This is a genomic window from Halorubrum sp. Atlit-26R (assembly GCF_003666015.1).
In the GTDB taxonomy this organism is placed as follows: domain Archaea; phylum Halobacteriota; class Halobacteria; order Halobacteriales; family Haloferacaceae; genus Halorubrum.
Map to the genome: position 1 here is coordinate 48,098 of NZ_QPLT01000010.1, position 15,410 is coordinate 63,507.

The 15,410-nt window shown below is 70.8% G+C and carries 13 protein-coding genes; 11 read left to right on the top strand and 2 right to left on the bottom strand.

Annotation, left to right across the window (positions count from 1 at the left end; all coding sequences use genetic code 11):
- Positions 1 to 190: 190 nt before the first annotated feature.
- Complete coding sequence (locus DVK07_RS12085) at positions 191 to 1,327, bottom strand: hypothetical protein (protein WP_121597303.1); 1,137 nt, start codon at positions 1,325 to 1,327, stop codon at positions 191 to 193.
- Entirely contained in the window at positions 1,328 to 2,866 is a 1,539-nt protein-coding gene (gene glpK, locus DVK07_RS12090) for a glycerol kinase GlpK (RefSeq protein ID WP_121597304.1), read from the bottom strand.
- 380 nt (positions 2,867 to 3,246) lie between these two features.
- Here glpK and glpA point away from each other — a divergent pair, with 380 nt between their 5' ends.
- From glpA to DVK07_RS12145, 11 genes are all read left to right on the top strand, one after another.
- Positions 3,247 to 5,049: an anaerobic glycerol-3-phosphate dehydrogenase subunit GlpA gene (gene glpA / locus DVK07_RS12095; RefSeq protein WP_121597305.1), complete on the top strand. Its 1,803-nt coding sequence runs from the start codon at positions 3,247 to 3,249 to the stop codon at positions 5,047 to 5,049.
- A complete protein-coding gene (gene glpB / locus DVK07_RS12100; protein ID WP_121597306.1) occupies positions 5,049 to 6,428 on the top strand; it encodes a glycerol-3-phosphate dehydrogenase subunit GlpB in 1,380 nt (459 codons plus the stop codon). Before glpA ends, glpB begins: the two co-directional genes overlap by 1 nt.
- A complete protein-coding gene (locus DVK07_RS12105) occupies positions 6,425 to 8,014 on the top strand; it encodes an anaerobic glycerol-3-phosphate dehydrogenase subunit C (protein WP_121597307.1) in 1,590 nt (529 codons plus the stop codon). The genes glpB and DVK07_RS12105 overlap by 4 nt, the downstream gene beginning before the upstream one ends.
- Positions 8,015 to 8,168: 154 nt before the next feature.
- A complete protein-coding gene (locus tag DVK07_RS12110; RefSeq protein WP_121597308.1) occupies positions 8,169 to 9,161 on the top strand; it encodes a hypothetical protein in 993 nt (330 codons plus the stop codon).
- Between the two features lie 81 nt (positions 9,162 to 9,242).
- Positions 9,243 to 10,649, top strand: coding sequence for an ASPIC/UnbV domain-containing protein (locus tag DVK07_RS12115; RefSeq protein WP_121597309.1), 1,407 nt, complete (start codon positions 9,243 to 9,245; stop codon positions 10,647 to 10,649).
- 105 nt (positions 10,650 to 10,754) lie between these two features.
- Complete coding sequence (locus tag DVK07_RS12120; RefSeq protein ID WP_121597310.1) at positions 10,755 to 10,955, top strand: hypothetical protein; 201 nt, start codon at positions 10,755 to 10,757, stop codon at positions 10,953 to 10,955.
- Between the two features lie 98 nt (positions 10,956 to 11,053).
- Entirely contained in the window at positions 11,054 to 11,779 is a 726-nt protein-coding gene (locus DVK07_RS12125) for a ribosome assembly factor SBDS (RefSeq protein WP_121597311.1), read from the top strand.
- A gap of 91 nt (positions 11,780 to 11,870) precedes the next feature.
- On the top strand, positions 11,871 to 12,356 hold the full coding sequence (locus DVK07_RS12130) for a YbaK/EbsC family protein (RefSeq protein WP_121597312.1): 486 nt from the start codon (positions 11,871 to 11,873) through the stop codon (positions 12,354 to 12,356).
- A gap of 128 nt (positions 12,357 to 12,484) precedes the next feature.
- Positions 12,485 to 13,495 carry a metal ABC transporter solute-binding protein, Zn/Mn family gene (locus DVK07_RS12135; protein ID WP_121597313.1) on the top strand — a complete coding sequence of 337 codons (1,011 nt, stop codon included), beginning with the start codon at positions 12,485 to 12,487 and terminating at the stop codon, positions 13,493 to 13,495.
- A 103-nt stretch (positions 13,496 to 13,598) separates the two neighbouring features.
- Complete coding sequence (locus DVK07_RS12140) at positions 13,599 to 14,339, top strand: metal ABC transporter ATP-binding protein (protein ID WP_121597314.1); 741 nt, start codon at positions 13,599 to 13,601, stop codon at positions 14,337 to 14,339.
- Complete coding sequence (locus DVK07_RS12145) at positions 14,339 to 15,409, top strand: metal ABC transporter permease (RefSeq protein ID WP_121597315.1); 1,071 nt, start codon at positions 14,339 to 14,341, stop codon at positions 15,407 to 15,409. Before DVK07_RS12140 ends, DVK07_RS12145 begins: the two co-directional genes overlap by 1 nt.
- The last annotated feature ends 1 nt before the right edge of the window (position 15,410 follow it).

Consider the following 15,410-nt stretch of genomic DNA (forward strand, 5'->3'; position numbering starts at 1 on the left):
CGTGGCGGCCGCGAGCGGCGGCGACGGCGGCCGAGCGACGGCCGTCGCTCTCGATCCGAGCGCCTCGGCGTCCGCGTGTCCGGTCTGGTCTCATTGGTATTCGGCGGCTTGGTCGGAGGGTGCTTCGCGTGCGGAACGGTCCCCGGCCGCTACGGGAGGGCCGACGCGGCGTCGGCTCCCGCGAGCGGGCTCAGAGGTACCCGGCGTTCGGCAGGACGCCGAGGATGGCGAGGACGCCCACGACGAGCATCATGATCGCGATGGCCATCGCCGGCGGGTCCACGTGGGTTCCGGAGTGCGAGTAGAACATCCGCTGAGTGACTTCGCCGACGAGGCCGCTGAGGGCCCCGAGGACGCCGCCGGCGAGCAGCGCGACGACGGCGCCGATCGTGCCGACAGACGCGAGCGGCGTCACCGCGCCGATATCCCCGAACGCGCCGACGCCGAGGACGGCGCCGACGGAGCCGAGCAGGGTGATGTGGTGTGTCACCGGGATCTTCTCGACGCCGAGGTTCAGGAACAGCAGGCTGATCGCCGAGATACCGTAGCCGAGGAAGATGCTCCCCGTCTGCAGGTAGATGTACCCGCCGAGGATACCGCCGACGAGGCCGATGGTCGTGACTCCGGCCCACTTGTACTGGTGGGGGAGCCACGGCTCGGTCGCCGGTCGACCGGCGTGTTCCTCGGGGCCGCCGTCGGCCTGCGGGTGCATGTCGCCGCGCTCGAACGGCGACATGTCGAGCAGACCCTTTCCGGCGGGCTTGCCGACGATCGGGTAGCCGAACACCGGGCGGGCGAGGAACGCGGTCGCGAACACGGACACCGCGATGAAGTCGGTCGGCGGCGTCATCTCTAACACGTTGATGAAGAGGCCGTTGGCGACCCGCGTGATCAGCATCCCGAGCACGCCGAATATCGCGCCCACGGCGAGGATGTCGGGCTTCGTGCCGAACGCGTACGTGATGTCCTTCCCGAAGTGGTAGCCGCCGTCGGCGGGGTTCATCTCGGGGTACTTCTTGCCCGCGTACGCCGAGGCGGCCACGCCGCCCGCGAACGCGATGTGCGGGCCGGTGATCGCCCCGAACCCGATGACGCCGGTGATCCCGGCGGCGAGTTCGCCCGCGGGGATACCCTCGATCGCGCCGATCTGTCGCTGGAGGATGCCGATCCCCTCGCCGAGGAAGACGACGAACCCGGTGAAGATGAACGCCGGGAGCGCGCCGATCGCGGCCCCGAACGCGCCGCCCGCCAGCGCGGTGATGAGGAGCATGACGAACAGCTTGGTCTCGATCCCGAGGACCGGGATCTGGAGCAGCAGCTCGTTCATCTACTCGTCCTCCTCGTCGATCGCCCAGTTCTTCGAGCGTTCGACCGCGTCGTCCCAGCGGCTGTACAGCTTGTCGACCTCGCCCTGCGACTTCTCGGGCGTGAACTCGCGGTCGATCTGCCAGTTGTCGCGCAGCTCGTCGACGTTGTCCCAGTAGCCGACCGCGAGCCCGGCGGCGTACGCCGAGCCGAGCGCGGTCGTCTCGTCGACCTCCGGCCGCGCGATCTCGGTCTGGATGATGTCGGACTGGAGCTGGCAGAGGAAGTTGTTCTTCACCGCGCCGCCGTCGACGCGGAGGCTCGTCGTCTCCACGCCGGAGTCGGCCTCCATGGCCTCGGCGATGTCGCGGGTCTGGTAGGCGATCGACTCGAGCGTCGCCCGCACGATGTGTTCCTTGCTCGTCCCGCGGGTCATCCCGACGATCGTGCCGCGGGCGCGGCCGTCCCAGTGCGGGGCGCCGAGGCCCGTGAACGCCGGGACCATGTAGACGCCGTCTGTCGAGTCGACCGAGCGCGCCAGCTCCGCGGTCTGGGCCGCGTTGTTGATCAGGTCGACGTCCTCGAGCCACTCGATGGCGGCGCCGGTGATGAAGATGGACCCCTCCAGCGCGTACTGGACCGGCTCGCCGGACATCTGGAACCCGATCGTCGTCAGGAGTCCGTGGTCGGACTCGACGGCGTCGGTCCCGGTGTTCATCAGGTAGAACGAGCCGGTGCCGTAGGTGTTCTTCGCGTCGCCCTCGTCGAAGCAGGTCTGGCCGAACAGCGCGGCCTGCTGGTCGCCGAGCGCGCCCGCGACGGGCACCTCCTCGCCGAGGAACCCGTCGGGGTCGGTGTGCCCGTAGTAGTCCTCGTCGGAGGAGGGGCGTACCTCGGGCACCATCTCCTTCGGCACGTCGAACTCGTCGAGCAGCTCGTCGTCCCACTCTAAGTCCCGGATGTTGTACAGCATCGTCCGGGAGGCGTTGGTGACGTCAGTGATGTGGTTGCCCGTCAGGTTGTAGATGAGCCACGAGTCGATGGTGCCCATCACGAGCTCGCCGGCGCGGGCCCGGTCGCGCAGGTCGCCGCCGCGGGAGCTCTGCATCTTGAGCGGCTCGGCGTTGTCGAGGATCCACTCCGTCTTCGTCGCGGAGAAGTACGCGTCGGCCTCCAAGCCGGTCTTCTCGCGGATCTCCTCGACTTTGTCCGCCTCCTGGAGCTCCTCGACGCGGTCGGTCGTCCGCCGGTCCTGCCACACGAGGGCGTTGTGGACCGGTCGGCCGGAGTCTTTGTCCCAGACGATCGTCGTCTCGCGCTGGTTGGTGATACCGATGGCGTCGAGCTGGTCGGCTTCGAGGCCCGCGTCAGCGAGGCCGTCGAGGACGACCTGCTGGGTGTTCTCCCAGATCTCCATCGGGTCGTGCTCGACCCAGCCCGGGTTCGGGTAGATCTGTTCGTGCTGTTCGTAGGCGTTCGCGACGACCTGACCCTCGTGGTCGAACACCATGAATCGAGTTCCGGTCGTCCCCTGGTCTATCGCACCGACGTACTGTGTCATGTTGTGGATCCCTCCTGTGGCGCTGGTCCGCGCGCGGCGGTGGCCGGGTCGCACTCGCCGTCGAGGGCGATCCCGGCGCCGCGTTCGCTGTCGCGTCGCGTGCCCGCTCGGTCAGACCCGTCCGGAGCCGACCCGAGGCGGCCGCGAGGCGTATCGACGCCGCCGCGACATATCTTCACGGAAGCTACCACGCCGATCGTGAACATAATGTACTACCATAATAATCTTCCTGTTAAAATCCGGATAGCGGCGGGAGTGAAAAAGTGTAGTATATAAACACACCGACGCTGAGGGCGAGTACGCCACTTGAATGACCCTGATAGTTATGAGTAAGGCGCCTCGGGAGGTAAAGTAAAGTGGTCGTGGTCCAAGGGCCTCGCATGGACAGACAAGTGGACGTCGTCGTCGTCGGTGGGGGGTCGACGGGGTGCGGCGTCGTCAGGGACCTGGCGCGACGCGGGCTGGATACGGTCCTCGTCGAGAAGGGAAACCTGACGCACGGCACGACCGGACGGATGCACGGGCTCCTCCACAGCGGGGGCCGCTACGCGGTCTCCGACCGGAAGAGCGCGAAGGAGTGTATCGAGGAGAACATGGTCCTCCGCGACATCGCGGCCCACTGCGTCGAGGAGACCGGCGGGCTGTTCGTCAAGCGACCGGAGGACTCCGAGGAGTACTTCCAGGAGAAGCTGGAGGGGTGTAAGGCGTGCGACATCCCCGTCGAGGTGATCGACGGCGAGGAGGCGCGGCGCCGCGAGCCGTACCTCGCGCGCGACGTGGAGAAGGCGATCGCCCTGCCGGACGGCGCGGTCGACCCGTTCCGCCTCTGCGTCTCCAACGCCGCCGACGCCCGCGAACACGGGGCGCGGATCGAGACGCACGCCCCGGTGACCGACGTGCTCGTCGAGGACGGCGAGGTCGTCGGCGTCGAGATCGAACACGAGACCGGACCGGGCAAGCGCGTCCACCGCGAGCCCGGGACGACCGAGGAGATCCGCTCGCGCCACGTCGTCAACGCGACCGGCGCGTGGGCTGGCAACGTCGGCGAGATGGCCGGCGTCGACGTGGAGGTCCGCCCGTCGAAGGGCGTGATGACGGTGATGAACACCCGGCAGGTCGACACCGTGATCAACCGCTGCCGGCCGAAGGGCGACGCCGACATCATCGTCCCCCACGAGACCGCCTGTATCCTCGGCACGACGGACGAGGAGGTCGACGACCCCGAGGACTACCCCGAGGAGGACTGGGAGGTGGACCTGATGATCGAGACCCTCTCGGAGCTCGTGCCCGCGCTCGAAGACGCCCGGACGCTCCGCTCGTTCTGGGGCGTCCGGCCTCTCTACGAGCCCCCGGGAACGGGCACCGAGGACCCGACGGACATCACGCGCGACTACTTCCTCCTCGACCACGGCGACCGCGACGACCTCCCGGGGATGACGACCATCGTCGGCGGGAAGCTCACCACCTACCGGATGATGGCCGAGTCCATCTCCGACCACGTCTGCGAGACGCTCGACCACGAGGCGACCTGCGACACCGCCGACGCGCCGCTGCCGGGGTCGGAGAGCGAGGCGCGCATGGAGGAGCTGATGGACGAGTTCGGCCTCCGCTCGCCGGTCGCGCGGCGGTCGGGCCAGCGGCTCGGCTCTCGGGCGGACGACGTGCTCGACGAGTACGACCCGAACCCGATCGTCTGCAACTGCGAGAGCGTGACCCGCGCCGAGGTCCAGGACGCGGTCGGCGAGGCGGGCTCCGACCTCAACGCCGTCCGCCTGCGGACGCGCGCCTCGATGGGGAACTGTCAGGGCGGCTTCTGTACGCACCGGATCGCGTCGGAGCTCGCCGAGGAGTACCCCGAGCCGGTCGTCCGCGACGCCGAAGACGAGCTGTATCAGGAGCGCTGGAAGGGCCAGCGCCACGCGCTGTGGGGCGAGCAGCTCTCGCAGGCGATGCTGAACCACATGCTCCACGCGACGACGATGAACCGCGACGGCGACCCCGCGAACCTCGACGATGAGGTCGACTTCGGCGCTTTCGACGCGGGCGCCGACGATGGTGCGGCCGACGCCGACGGGGCCGGATCGGCCGGAACTGCCGCCACTGACGGCGGCCGCGCAAACGACGACGCGGCCGCCGATGGTGACCGCGCAAACGACGACGCGGCCGCAGACGGGGGCCGCTGATGGCCATCGACAGCGACGTCCTCGTGATCGGCGGCGGGCTCGCCGCGGTCACGGCGGCGGTGTCGGCGTCCCGCGAGGGCGCGGACGTGCGGCTCGTCTCTCACAAGGCCAGCACGCTGCGGCAGGCGTCCGGGCTGATCGACGCGCTCGGCTACGTCCCGGCGACGGAGCCCGCGAAGCCGCTGCGCGACGGGCCGCCGACGGCGGGCCGCGAGCTCGACCCCGACGAGTGGCCCGACCCGGAGGGGCCGCTCGCGGACCCGTACGAGGCGATCGACCGGCTCCCCGAGAGCCATCCCTACCGGATCGTCGGCGCCGACGCGCTCCGCGAGGGGCTCGACCTGTTCGACGACCTCACCGGCGACGCGTACCGGGGCGGCCACACCGACCGCAACGCCCTCGTGCCGACGTTCGGCGGCGCGGTGAAGCCGACGGCGCGGTACCCCGCGGCCGCGGAGGCCGGACTCGCGAGCGACGACCGACCGATGCTCGTCGTCGGGTTCCGGTCGCTCACGGAGTACGACGCGCGCGCCTTCGCGGGGCGCTTAGAGGCCGCGGGCGTCCCGTTCGACGTCGCCGGCGCCGAGGTGGAGTTCGCCGAGGCGTTCCGCGCCGACGCGAAGATAACCCGGCTCGCGAAGGCGCTCGACCACGACGAGGAGATCGACGGCGTCCCGGCCCGCGAGGCGCTCGCGAAGGCGGTCGCGCCCCACCTCCACGACGTAGTCGACGAGGACGGCGGCGTCGACCGCGTCGAGCGCGTCGGCTTTCCGGCGTTCCTCGGCGACGACCGGGGCGACGAGGTCCGCGCGGAGCTCGCCGACCGGCTCGGCGCCGACGTGTTCGAGATCCCGATGGGGCCGCCGAGCCTCCCGGGCCTCCGCCTGGAGGACCGCCTGTTCGACGCGCTCGACGCCGAGGGCGTCCGGTTCGAGACCGGGAACCCAGTGGTCGGCGTCGAGTCCGCGAGCGACGGTCGGGTGGAGGCGGTCGCGGTCGACCGGAAGGGTCGGACGGCGCCGTACGGCGCGGACGCGTTCGTGCTGGCGACCGGCGGCCTCGTCGGGAAGGGGCTCGACTCCGACCGCGAGGGCGTCCGCGAGCCCGTCTTCGACCTGTACGTCGACCAGCCGGACGACCGGTACGAGTGGTTCGTCGACGACGCGTTCGGCGACCAGCCGTACGCGCGGTTCGGCGTCCGGCCCGACGAGCGGTGTCGGCCGACTGACGCCGACGGGGCGGTAGAGTACGAGAACGTGTTCGCGGCCGGCGGCGTCGTCGGCGGCGCGGACGCGGCGCGGGAGAAGTCCGCGAGCGGGGTGTCGCTCGCGACCGGCCTCGCGGCCGGGCGGCAGGCGGCGACGGAGGCGAACCAATGACACGACACACCGAGGACGACGGGGACGCGGGGGACGCGGACGGGACGACCGAACCGAACGGCGGGCGCGACGGGGCCCGCGGGGGCGGCGGCTGCGGGGACTGCGGCTGCGGGAGTCCGACCCCGGGCGTCCCCGAGGCCGGCCGCGACGAGCAGCCGTCGATATTCGTTCCGGACGAAGGGGAGGTCCCCGACTCCGAGGCGGCGACCGCGGGCGGCGCCGACCGCGGCGCGGACCGCGCGGCCACCGACGGCGGCGTGGAGAGCGCGTCGAGCGGGACCGATAGCGCGACCGGGGGGACCGACTCGACCGAGCTCGACCCGGACGCGTACGACCCGGTCGACGTGTTCCCGGGCGGTGACCTCGACCTCCGGGAGGGGGCCGACTCCTGTTACAAGTGCACGAGCTGCGACACCTCCTGTCCGGTGGCGGAGGTCGACGACGAGTTCCCCGGGCCGAAGTTCCAGGGCCCCGAGCAGTGGCGGCTCAAGCGGAAGGACGACCACGACATCGACGAGTCGATCACCTCCTGTTCGAACTGCATGCGCTGTGACGACGCCTGCCCCTCCTCCGTGCCGCTCTCGCAGATGCACAACGAGGCGCGCGGGCAGTTCGTCGAGCGGCAGATGGAGAAGCTCTCGGTCGAGTACATTCGGAACCGGATCTTAGCCAACTACCGCACGTCGGCGAGCCTCGCGAGCATGTTCCCGCGGACGGCGTCGTTCGCGATGAACTTCGGCCCCGCGCGGTGGGCGATGGAGAAGGTGATGGGGATCCCGAAGGAGCGCGACTTCCCCGAGTTCGCCACGGAGACGTTCCGCGAGTGGTGGAAGGCGCGCGGCGGCGCGCAGGTGGAGAACCCCGACAAGCGCGTGGCGTACTTCCACGGCTGCTACTCCAACTACAACACCCCCGAGGTCGGCAAGGCGATGGTGCGCGTCTACGAGCACTTCGGCTACGAGGTGATGGTTCCGCCGCAGAAGTGCTCGGGGACGCCGATGTTCGCGAACGGGATGCTGAAGGACGCCCGCCGGCACGCCGAGACGAACGTCGAGAACCTCGTCGAGGCCATCGGCGAGGGCGCCGACGTGATCGCCTCCTGTACCTCCTGTTCGATGTCGCTCCGGCAGGAGTACCCCGAGCTGTTCGACCTCCACGGGATCGAGGACGTCGCCGAGCACACCTTCGAGGCGCTTGAGTACCTCCGGATCCACGAGGACTTAGAGGGCGAGCTCGACGCGGCCGGCGGGCTCGACGACGAGCGCGCGTTCGCGTACCACGCGCCGTGTCACGCGCGCAACCAGGGGCTCTCCCGGCAGGCGGTCGAGACGTTCCGCGACGTCGACGGCGTTCGGATGGAGGACGTCGGCGACTCCTGTTCGGGCATCTCCGGGACGTACGGCTGGAAGGAGGAGAAGTACGAGAAGTCGATGGAGATCGGCGCGGAGATGTTCGAGCACATGGAGGACGCCGAGGGCGAGGTCGGCATGACGGAGTGTCCGACCTGCGCGATGCAGATGGAACACGGCACCGGCTACGAGATCGAACACCCCCTCCAGCTGTTGGAGGACACGCTCGGCGCGTAGGCGGCACCGGTCCGCCGCCGGTGTCGTCGGACACGATTCTGCCGGGGCCGCGGGCGCGCCCCGCGGCCGTGGTGTACTACGGCTGTCGCCCCGTTCTCAGCGCCGATAACCGAGCGGGAATTCTTATCAACTGAACTCGCTGACTCCGGAGCACGTGACTCTCGAACAGTTTCTCGATCGCTTCGACGGACCCGAGCGCTCCGTGGTCATCGTCAACCGAACCGACCCGGACCCCGTCTTGAACATGCTCGTGGACACGTTCGGCGACGACGCAGTACGGGTGGTCGACGGCCGCGTGACCGACGGCGCGGGCTACGGCCGCGGGGACGACGCCCCAGGCGACCGACGCCTGACCGCTGGGGCCGGAACAACGGGTCTCACCGCCCGAGAACTGGCGACGACCGGCGTGGTCGACGGGGAGGGAGAGCCGGTCCCGGCGCTCGACGTCGACGTGCTCCGGCGCCACGAAGACGTCCCGTTCGACGGCGGCGATCCGGACGAGATCGAGAACCTCGTCCTGCTCCTGGAGGGCGACGAGGTGGTGGCCGGCTCGACGCTCGGGGAGCTCGGCGACGCGGTGCTGTTCGTCAACTCGGACCTGTACATCACCGGGAGCCGGTCGCTCGCCGACGTCGACCTCCCGTCGGTGATAAGCGGCCTCGACGACGCGACGTTCACGCTCCGGGGGTACCCCGAGTCGAACCGGCAGAAACTGCTCCTCATCACCATCTCGCGGTTCATCGAGCGGGCGGCGTGGACGGCCGGGGACGGCACCCTGCGCTCGTCGTTCCAGCGGCTCTCGCGCATCGACGACGAGGTCGGCACGCGCGAGGTGTACGAGCGGATCTCCGACACCGGGGTCGACACGCACCTCTACGGCGTGCCGGACGAGCTCCCGGCGGACCTCGACGCGGTGATCCACGCCGGCGACGACCCCGACTTCACCGACAGCTGGTTCGTGGTGTACCGTCCGCCGGAGGGACCCCACCCGGCAAAGAGCGACCCGAACAGTGACCTCGTGCGAGGCGTCGAAGGCGGCGTCGGCCTCCTCGCGGTCGAGACCGAGCCGCGCGTCTGGCGCGGCCTCTGGACGTTCGACGCGGACCGCGTCTCGCGGGTGAACCGGTACATCGAGCGGAACCTGTAGGCTCGTCGGGGATTTCCTCCCGGCGCCCGCCGTCCGTATCCAACCCGTGCGTTCATATTCTCGGAGCGGTGACGGGCGGCCATGTTCACGGAGCGGTCCGCGCTCGTCGACGACGGGCGCCCGATGCGCGGGTACGGCGTCGCCGTGACGCCCGGCCGCGACGGGCCGCTCGTCTTCGTCGCCGGCTACGGCGAGCCGAACCGGCTGTACGCCCGGGAGGGCGACCGCTTCTCGGACACCGCCTGCGGCATCGTCGCCGACGGGACGCGCCACGGGATGGGCGTGTGCGCGGCCGACCTCGACGCCGACGGCTGCGAGGAGGTGTACGTCCACAACTGCGCGCGCGGCGTCGACGGCGGCGACCCCGACCTCCTCTTGAGCCGCTTAGAGGCCGACCGGTACCGCTGGACCGACGTGTTCGCCCGCGAGGTGAACGCCGACCGCCTCGATGTCCGCGCCGGCCGGTCCGTCGCCGCGCTCGACCGACTCGGGACCGGTCGGTACGGCGTCGCCGTCTCCGGCTACGCCGCGCCGCTCGCGTTCTACGAGCTCGGCGACGACGGCGAGGTGACCGACATGGCCGAGGCGGTCGGCTTGGAGGTCGAGGGAGGCTGTCGGTCGCTGCTCGCGGTCCCGTACCGCTCCCGCGAGGGCGACCTGTTCGCGGGCGTCGAGGGCGGGCCGAACCGGCTGTTCAGCAACCGCGACGGCCACTACGACCGGACGGACGGCGGGCCCGACCTCTCGGACCCCGGCGGCGACACGCGCGGCGCCGCGGTCGTCGACGAGGGCGGGACGTTCGCGCTCGCGGTCGGCAACGAGTCGGCGCCGAGCCGGCTGCTCCGTTGTTCGCCCGACGGCGGCTACGACGACGTGGCCCCCGAGGCGCTCCGCGACGTCGGGGCGGTCCGGACCGTCGTCGCCGCGGACTTCGACAACGACGGGCGAGAGGAGCTCTTCTTCAACGTCTGCGGCGCGGAGAACCGGCTGTTCGAGCGGGTCGACCGGCCGGGCGAGCCCCCGGAGTGGGAGTCCGCAGACCTCGGCGCGGCGGCTGAGCCGGACGGGTTCGGCACCGGCGCGGTGGCGACCGACCTCGACGGCGACGGCGCCGTAGAGCTCCTCGTCGTCCACGGCGAGGTCGCCGCGCAGCCGGTGACGACGTACGGCGACCCCGACGCCCCGGACGCCGGGTGGCTCCGCGTGCGCCCGACGACGCGCCACGGTGCGCCGGCGCGCGGCGCCGTCGTCACCTTGGAGACCGCCGCCGGGGTCCAGCGGCGGACGATCGACGCCGGGGGCGGCTGCCTCTGCCAGACGGAGCCGGTCGCGCACTTCGGGCTCGGGGACGCGGAGCCGCTGCGCGTGGACGTGCGGTGGCCGGACGGCCGCGAGCGGACGGTCGTCGGGCCGAGCGCCGACCGGGAGATAACCGTCAAACACCCGTCTCGGAAGGCGACCGACCGCGACGCCCGGACGCGGCGGTAGCGAGCGGCCGCCTCGGTGCGCGGGGCCCGCCGGAGCGGCGGCGACCACCGTGGCCAGAACTGCCGCCCTTCGCGGGTTCAAGTGCCCCCGGGCGTACGGGGAGGTATGGTGGATCCGACCTCGGAACTCGAGGAGGACGTCGACGAGGAGTCCGCACCGAGCTGCGCGACGTGCGGCGAGCCGGCGCTGGGGACCGGGCGACGGACGGTCACGTGGGTCGACGGCGGCGACGCCGTCCACCGACACTTCTGTTCGGAGTCGTGCCGCGCGGACTGGGAGGACGAGCGACCCTCGGCGGGCGGGTAGTCGGGGAGAGCGGCGGTGCGACGGCCGGAAGCGGCGACCCGACGTGACGGCCGGATGCGGCGGGAGGCTTTTTGCCCGCGGGGGTGGTACCGTTCGGTATGATATCGCTCGACGAGGCCGTGACGGCCCGACTGGAGTCACACGGGGAGCGCTTCGAGGTACTCATCGACCCCGACGCCGCGCTCGCGATCAAGCGCGGGGAGTTCGACGGCGACTTGGAGGAGGTCATCGCCGCGGAGGACGTCTTCGAGAACGCCTCGCGGGGCGATCGCCCCGCGGAAGAGGACTTAGAGACGGTCTTCGGCACCACGGAACCGCTCGATATCATCCCGGAGGTCGTCGAGCGCGGGGAGATCCAGATCACCGCCGAGCAGCGCGCGGAGATGCAAGAGCGGAAGCACAACCAGCTGGTGACGACCATCACGCGCAACGCGGTGAACCCGCAGATGGACGACTCGCCGCACCCGCCGGAGCGGATCGAGCGGGCGCTAGAGGAGGCCGGCTTCCAGATCGACCCGATGGAGCCGGTGGAAAACCAGGTCGACGACGCGCTCGACGCGCTCCGACCGGTGATTCCGATCCGGTTCGAAGAGGTGACGATGGCGGTCCAGCTCCCCGCCGACTACGCGGGGTCCGGGCAGGCGCAGATCCGCGAGTTCGGCGACCTCGAACGCGAGGAGTGGCAGAACGACGGCTCGTGGGTCGGCGTGCTCACCTTCCCCGCCGGGCTCCAGAACGACCTCTACGACCTCGTCAACGAGGTCACCTCCGGGGAGGGGGACGCCCGCGTGATCAAGGACAAAGACGAGCTTCGGACCCGGTAGCGCCGCCCGGTCGGCCGCTGCCGGCCGCGAGCCCGGCCGCAGTTTCACCGCCTCCGAGGGGTTGATACCGCCGGACCGCGGCTCGGATCGCATGCATCCACGCGCGGCGGAGTTCGCGGAGCGGGCCAGGGAACGGTACGACGCCGATGTCGACGTGCTGGAGTTCGAGGCCGGCACGGAGACGGCGGCCGCCGCGGCCGACGCCGTCGGCTGCGAGACGGGCGCTATCGCGTCGACCATCGTCGTCTCGCTCTCCGGCGGCGAGCGGGACGGCGCGCTCGTCGCGGCGGTCACGAGCGGCGCGAACCGACTGGATCTGGACGCGGTCGCCGATCACTTCGGTGCCGACGCCGCCGAGATGGGCGACCCGGACCGGATCCGCGAGGTCGTCGGCTGGAGCATCGGCGGCGTCCCGCCGATCGCTCACGACGCCGCGCTCCCGACCGTCTTCGACCCGACGCTCACCGAGTACGACACCGTCTACGGCGCCGCCGGGACGCCGAGCGCGGTGTTCGCGGTCGACCCCAAGACGCTCGCCGACCTCGCGGACGCGACCGTCGTCGACCTCACGGAGTGACGACCAGCGGCTCGCTTCGAGACGCACGTCGAGGGAGTTGTTAAGCGAGCGCGCTCTCGGGCGACGTGTTATTAATTCTATCTTGTGAAATAATAACCTTTTTCTATTAATCTACGGTACGGATCGGTATGACTCACTCACGGCGGTCGGTGCTGCGGCGCGGCGCCGGCCTCGCGGCCGCGGGGGCGGCGGCGTCGCTGGCGGGATGCTCGGACGGGGGATCCGGCGGCTCCGAGGGGTTCGACTCCGGCTACGCGGCCTTCTTCACCCTCAACGACTGGGCCAACGAGGTCGCGGGCGAGAACGCGGCGTTCGAGGACCCCGTCGACGTGGGACAGCTCGGTCACGGGTGGACGCCGGACGGGACGCTGGCCGCCGACGTGGCCGCGACGGACGCGTTCGTCTACCTCGACAGCCCGGAGTTCTCGTGGGCGCAGGACCTCGCGGAGACGCTTGAGAGCGACTACGACTCCGTCGCCGTGGTCGACGTGCTCGACGGACTGGAGGACGACCTGCTCGAATGGGACCACTCCCACGGCGGAGAGAGCGGGACTCACGACGGGGAGGACGGAAGCCACGACGGCGATGGCGGGGGAGAGGTCCGGTACGATCCCCACGTCTGGGTCGACCCGGTCCTCGCGGCCGAGATGGTCGACACGATCTCGACGGGGCTCGGTGAGGCGGACCCGGAGAACGCCGACGCGTACGCCGCCAACGCCGAAGCGTACGCGGAAGAGCTCGACGCGGTCGACGCCGCGTTCGAGACGATCGCCGACGAGGCCGCGCGCGACGTGGCGGTGCTCGCGGGCCACAACTCCTTCCAGTACTTAGAGGCGCGCTACGGGTTCCGGCTCCGCTCGCCGGTCGGCGTCTCGCCGCAGAACGAGCCGACGCAGTCGGAGATCGCCGACACGATCGAACTCGTCGATTCGGAGGGGATCGACGTCGTGCTGTACGACCGCTTCCAGTCGCCGCGGCTCGCCGAGTCGATAGTCGAGAACAGCGGCGCGACGGAGGCGGTCCCCGTCACGCCCGCCGGCGGGACGACGCGGGAGTGGAACGACGCCGGCTACGGCTACCTCGAACAGATGACCGAGGTCAACGTCCCCGCCTTCGAGCGGGCGTTCGGGTCGCAGTGAGCCGTTCACCGTGCCAGTTGGCCGTCGAGCGGTCCGGTGACGGCGACGCTCCCGACGGAGTAAAAGAGCTAAACGTGCGGCCGACCCAGACCGAGTACACGCAGTGAGCGCAATCGTCGACCTCGACGGCGTGACGTTCGCCTACGGCGACACCGTCGCCGTGAGAGACGTCTCCCTCACCGTCGAGGCGGGGGACTTCCTCGGGCTCGTCGGCCCGAACGGCTCCGGGAAGACCACCCTCCTCCACCTCATGCTCGGCCTCCACGAGGCGGACGAGGGGTCGGTCGAGCTGTTCGGGCGCCCGATCGAGGAGTTCGACGACGGCGGCCGGATCGGCTACGTCTCCCAGAAGGCGACGAGCCGCGGCGGCGCGATGCCGGTCACCGTCCGCGAGTGCGTCACCATGGGCCGGTTCGCGCACGCCGGACGGGGGCGCCTCTCGGAGGCCGACCGCACCGCCGTCGCCGACGCCATCGAGACGGTGGGTATCGGCGACCTGACCGACCGGCTCGTCTCGGAGCTGTCCGGCGGGCAGAAGCAGCGGGCGTACATCGCGCGCGCCCTGGCGAGCGACGCGGACCTGCTCGCGCTCGACGAGCCGACGGTCGGCGTCGACGCCGAGTCGCGCGACGCCTTTTACGCCCTCCTCGACGACCTCAACGACGAGGGGATCACGATCATCCTCATCGAGCACGACATCGGCGTCGTCACCGACCGCGCGAACCGCATCGCCTGTATCAACACCGAGCTGTACCACCACGGAGACACCGAGTCGTTCGTCGAGAGCGACGCCCTCGCCGAGGCGTACGGAACGACGGGACAGGTCGTCCACCACCACCACTGATGAGCGGGAGCAGCTCCGCTGACGGCGAGGCGGCGGCCGAGGCCATCGAGGGACCGGGCCGCGGACTCCGGCGGCGTGCCGAACTCGCCGGGGTCGGCCTCACCGGGATCGTCGCCGTCGGCATGCTCGGCTTCCTCCTGCTCTACTGGGCGCAGGACCTCCCGGTGGCAAGCGACCTGTACGCCGCGTTCCGCTCGCTCGGCCGGGGGATGGACGCCGCGTTCGGCACGAACGTGTTCCGGCACCCGATCATGTGGCAGTCGATGGCGGTGGGCGTGCTCGTCGGGGTGGTCGCGCCGCTCGTCGGCTCCTTCCTCGTCCACCGCGAGATGGCGCTGATCGGCGAGACGCTCGCGCACACCGCGTTCGCCGGCGTCGCGGTCGGGATCCTCGTCACCTCCTCGACCGGGTGGAACGGGTCGCTGCTGCTCGTCGCGCTCGCGGTCGGCATCCTCGGCGCGCTCGCGGTCCAGTGGCTCACCGAGCGCACCGACGCCTACGGCGACGTGCCCATCGCGATCATGCTCAGCGGGAGCTTCGCGGTCGGCACGCTGATCATCAGCTACGGCGACGGGCTCACCGGGGTCAACGTCGAGGGGTTCCTGTTCGGGAACCTCGCGGTGGTCACGCCGGAGGGCGCGCGCCTGATGGGCGCGCTCTCCCTGATCGTCGTCGCCGGCGTGGCGCTGACGTACAAGCAGCTCCTCTTCATCACCTTCGACGAGCAGGCCGCGCGGGTCGCGCGGCTGAACGTCACCGGCTACAACACCCTGCTCGTGGTGTTGACCGCGGTCGTCGTAGTCGGCGCGATGCAGGTGCTCGGGGTCATCCTCGTCGCCGCGATGCTGGTCGTCCCCGTCGCGGCCGCCTCGCAGGTCGCCCGGAGCTTCCGCGAGACGATGTACCTCGGCGTGATCTTCGGGCAGCTGTCGGTGCTCGGCGGCTTCGCCGTCTCGATCGGGTTCGGGCTCCCCTCCGGGGGATCGATCGTCGTCACGGCCATCGCGGTGTACCTCGCGAGCGTCGTCGGCTCGGGCTCCTCCGTGACGGCCGTCTCCGCGCACGGATAAG

What these genes read in the sequence shown, in the direction of transcription:
- DVK07_RS12085 (WP_121597303.1), bottom strand. Translation starts at nt 1,327, where the DNA reads ATGAACGAGCTGCTGCTCCAGATCCCGGTCCTCGGGATCGAGACCAAG.
- glpK (WP_121597304.1), bottom strand. Translation starts at nt 2,866, where the DNA reads ATGACACAGTACGTCGGTGCGATAGACCAGGGGACGACCGGAACTCGA.
- glpA (WP_121597305.1), top strand. Translation starts at nt 3,247, where the DNA reads ATGGACAGACAAGTGGACGTCGTCGTCGTCGGTGGGGGGTCGACGGGG.
- glpB (WP_121597306.1), top strand. Translation starts at nt 5,049, where the DNA reads ATGGCCATCGACAGCGACGTCCTCGTGATCGGCGGCGGGCTCGCCGCG.
- DVK07_RS12105 (WP_121597307.1), top strand. Translation starts at nt 6,425, where the DNA reads ATGACACGACACACCGAGGACGACGGGGACGCGGGGGACGCGGACGGG.
- DVK07_RS12115 (WP_121597309.1), top strand. Translation starts at nt 9,243, where the DNA reads ATGTTCACGGAGCGGTCCGCGCTCGTCGACGACGGGCGCCCGATGCGC.
- DVK07_RS12120 (WP_121597310.1), top strand. Translation starts at nt 10,755, where the DNA reads ATGGTGGATCCGACCTCGGAACTCGAGGAGGACGTCGACGAGGAGTCC.
- DVK07_RS12125 (WP_121597311.1), top strand. Translation starts at nt 11,054, where the DNA reads ATGATATCGCTCGACGAGGCCGTGACGGCCCGACTGGAGTCACACGGG.
- DVK07_RS12130 (WP_121597312.1), top strand. Translation starts at nt 11,871, where the DNA reads ATGCATCCACGCGCGGCGGAGTTCGCGGAGCGGGCCAGGGAACGGTAC.
- DVK07_RS12135 (WP_121597313.1), top strand. Translation starts at nt 12,485, where the DNA reads ATGACTCACTCACGGCGGTCGGTGCTGCGGCGCGGCGCCGGCCTCGCG.
- DVK07_RS12145 (WP_121597315.1), top strand. Translation starts at nt 14,339, where the DNA reads ATGAGCGGGAGCAGCTCCGCTGACGGCGAGGCGGCGGCCGAGGCCATC.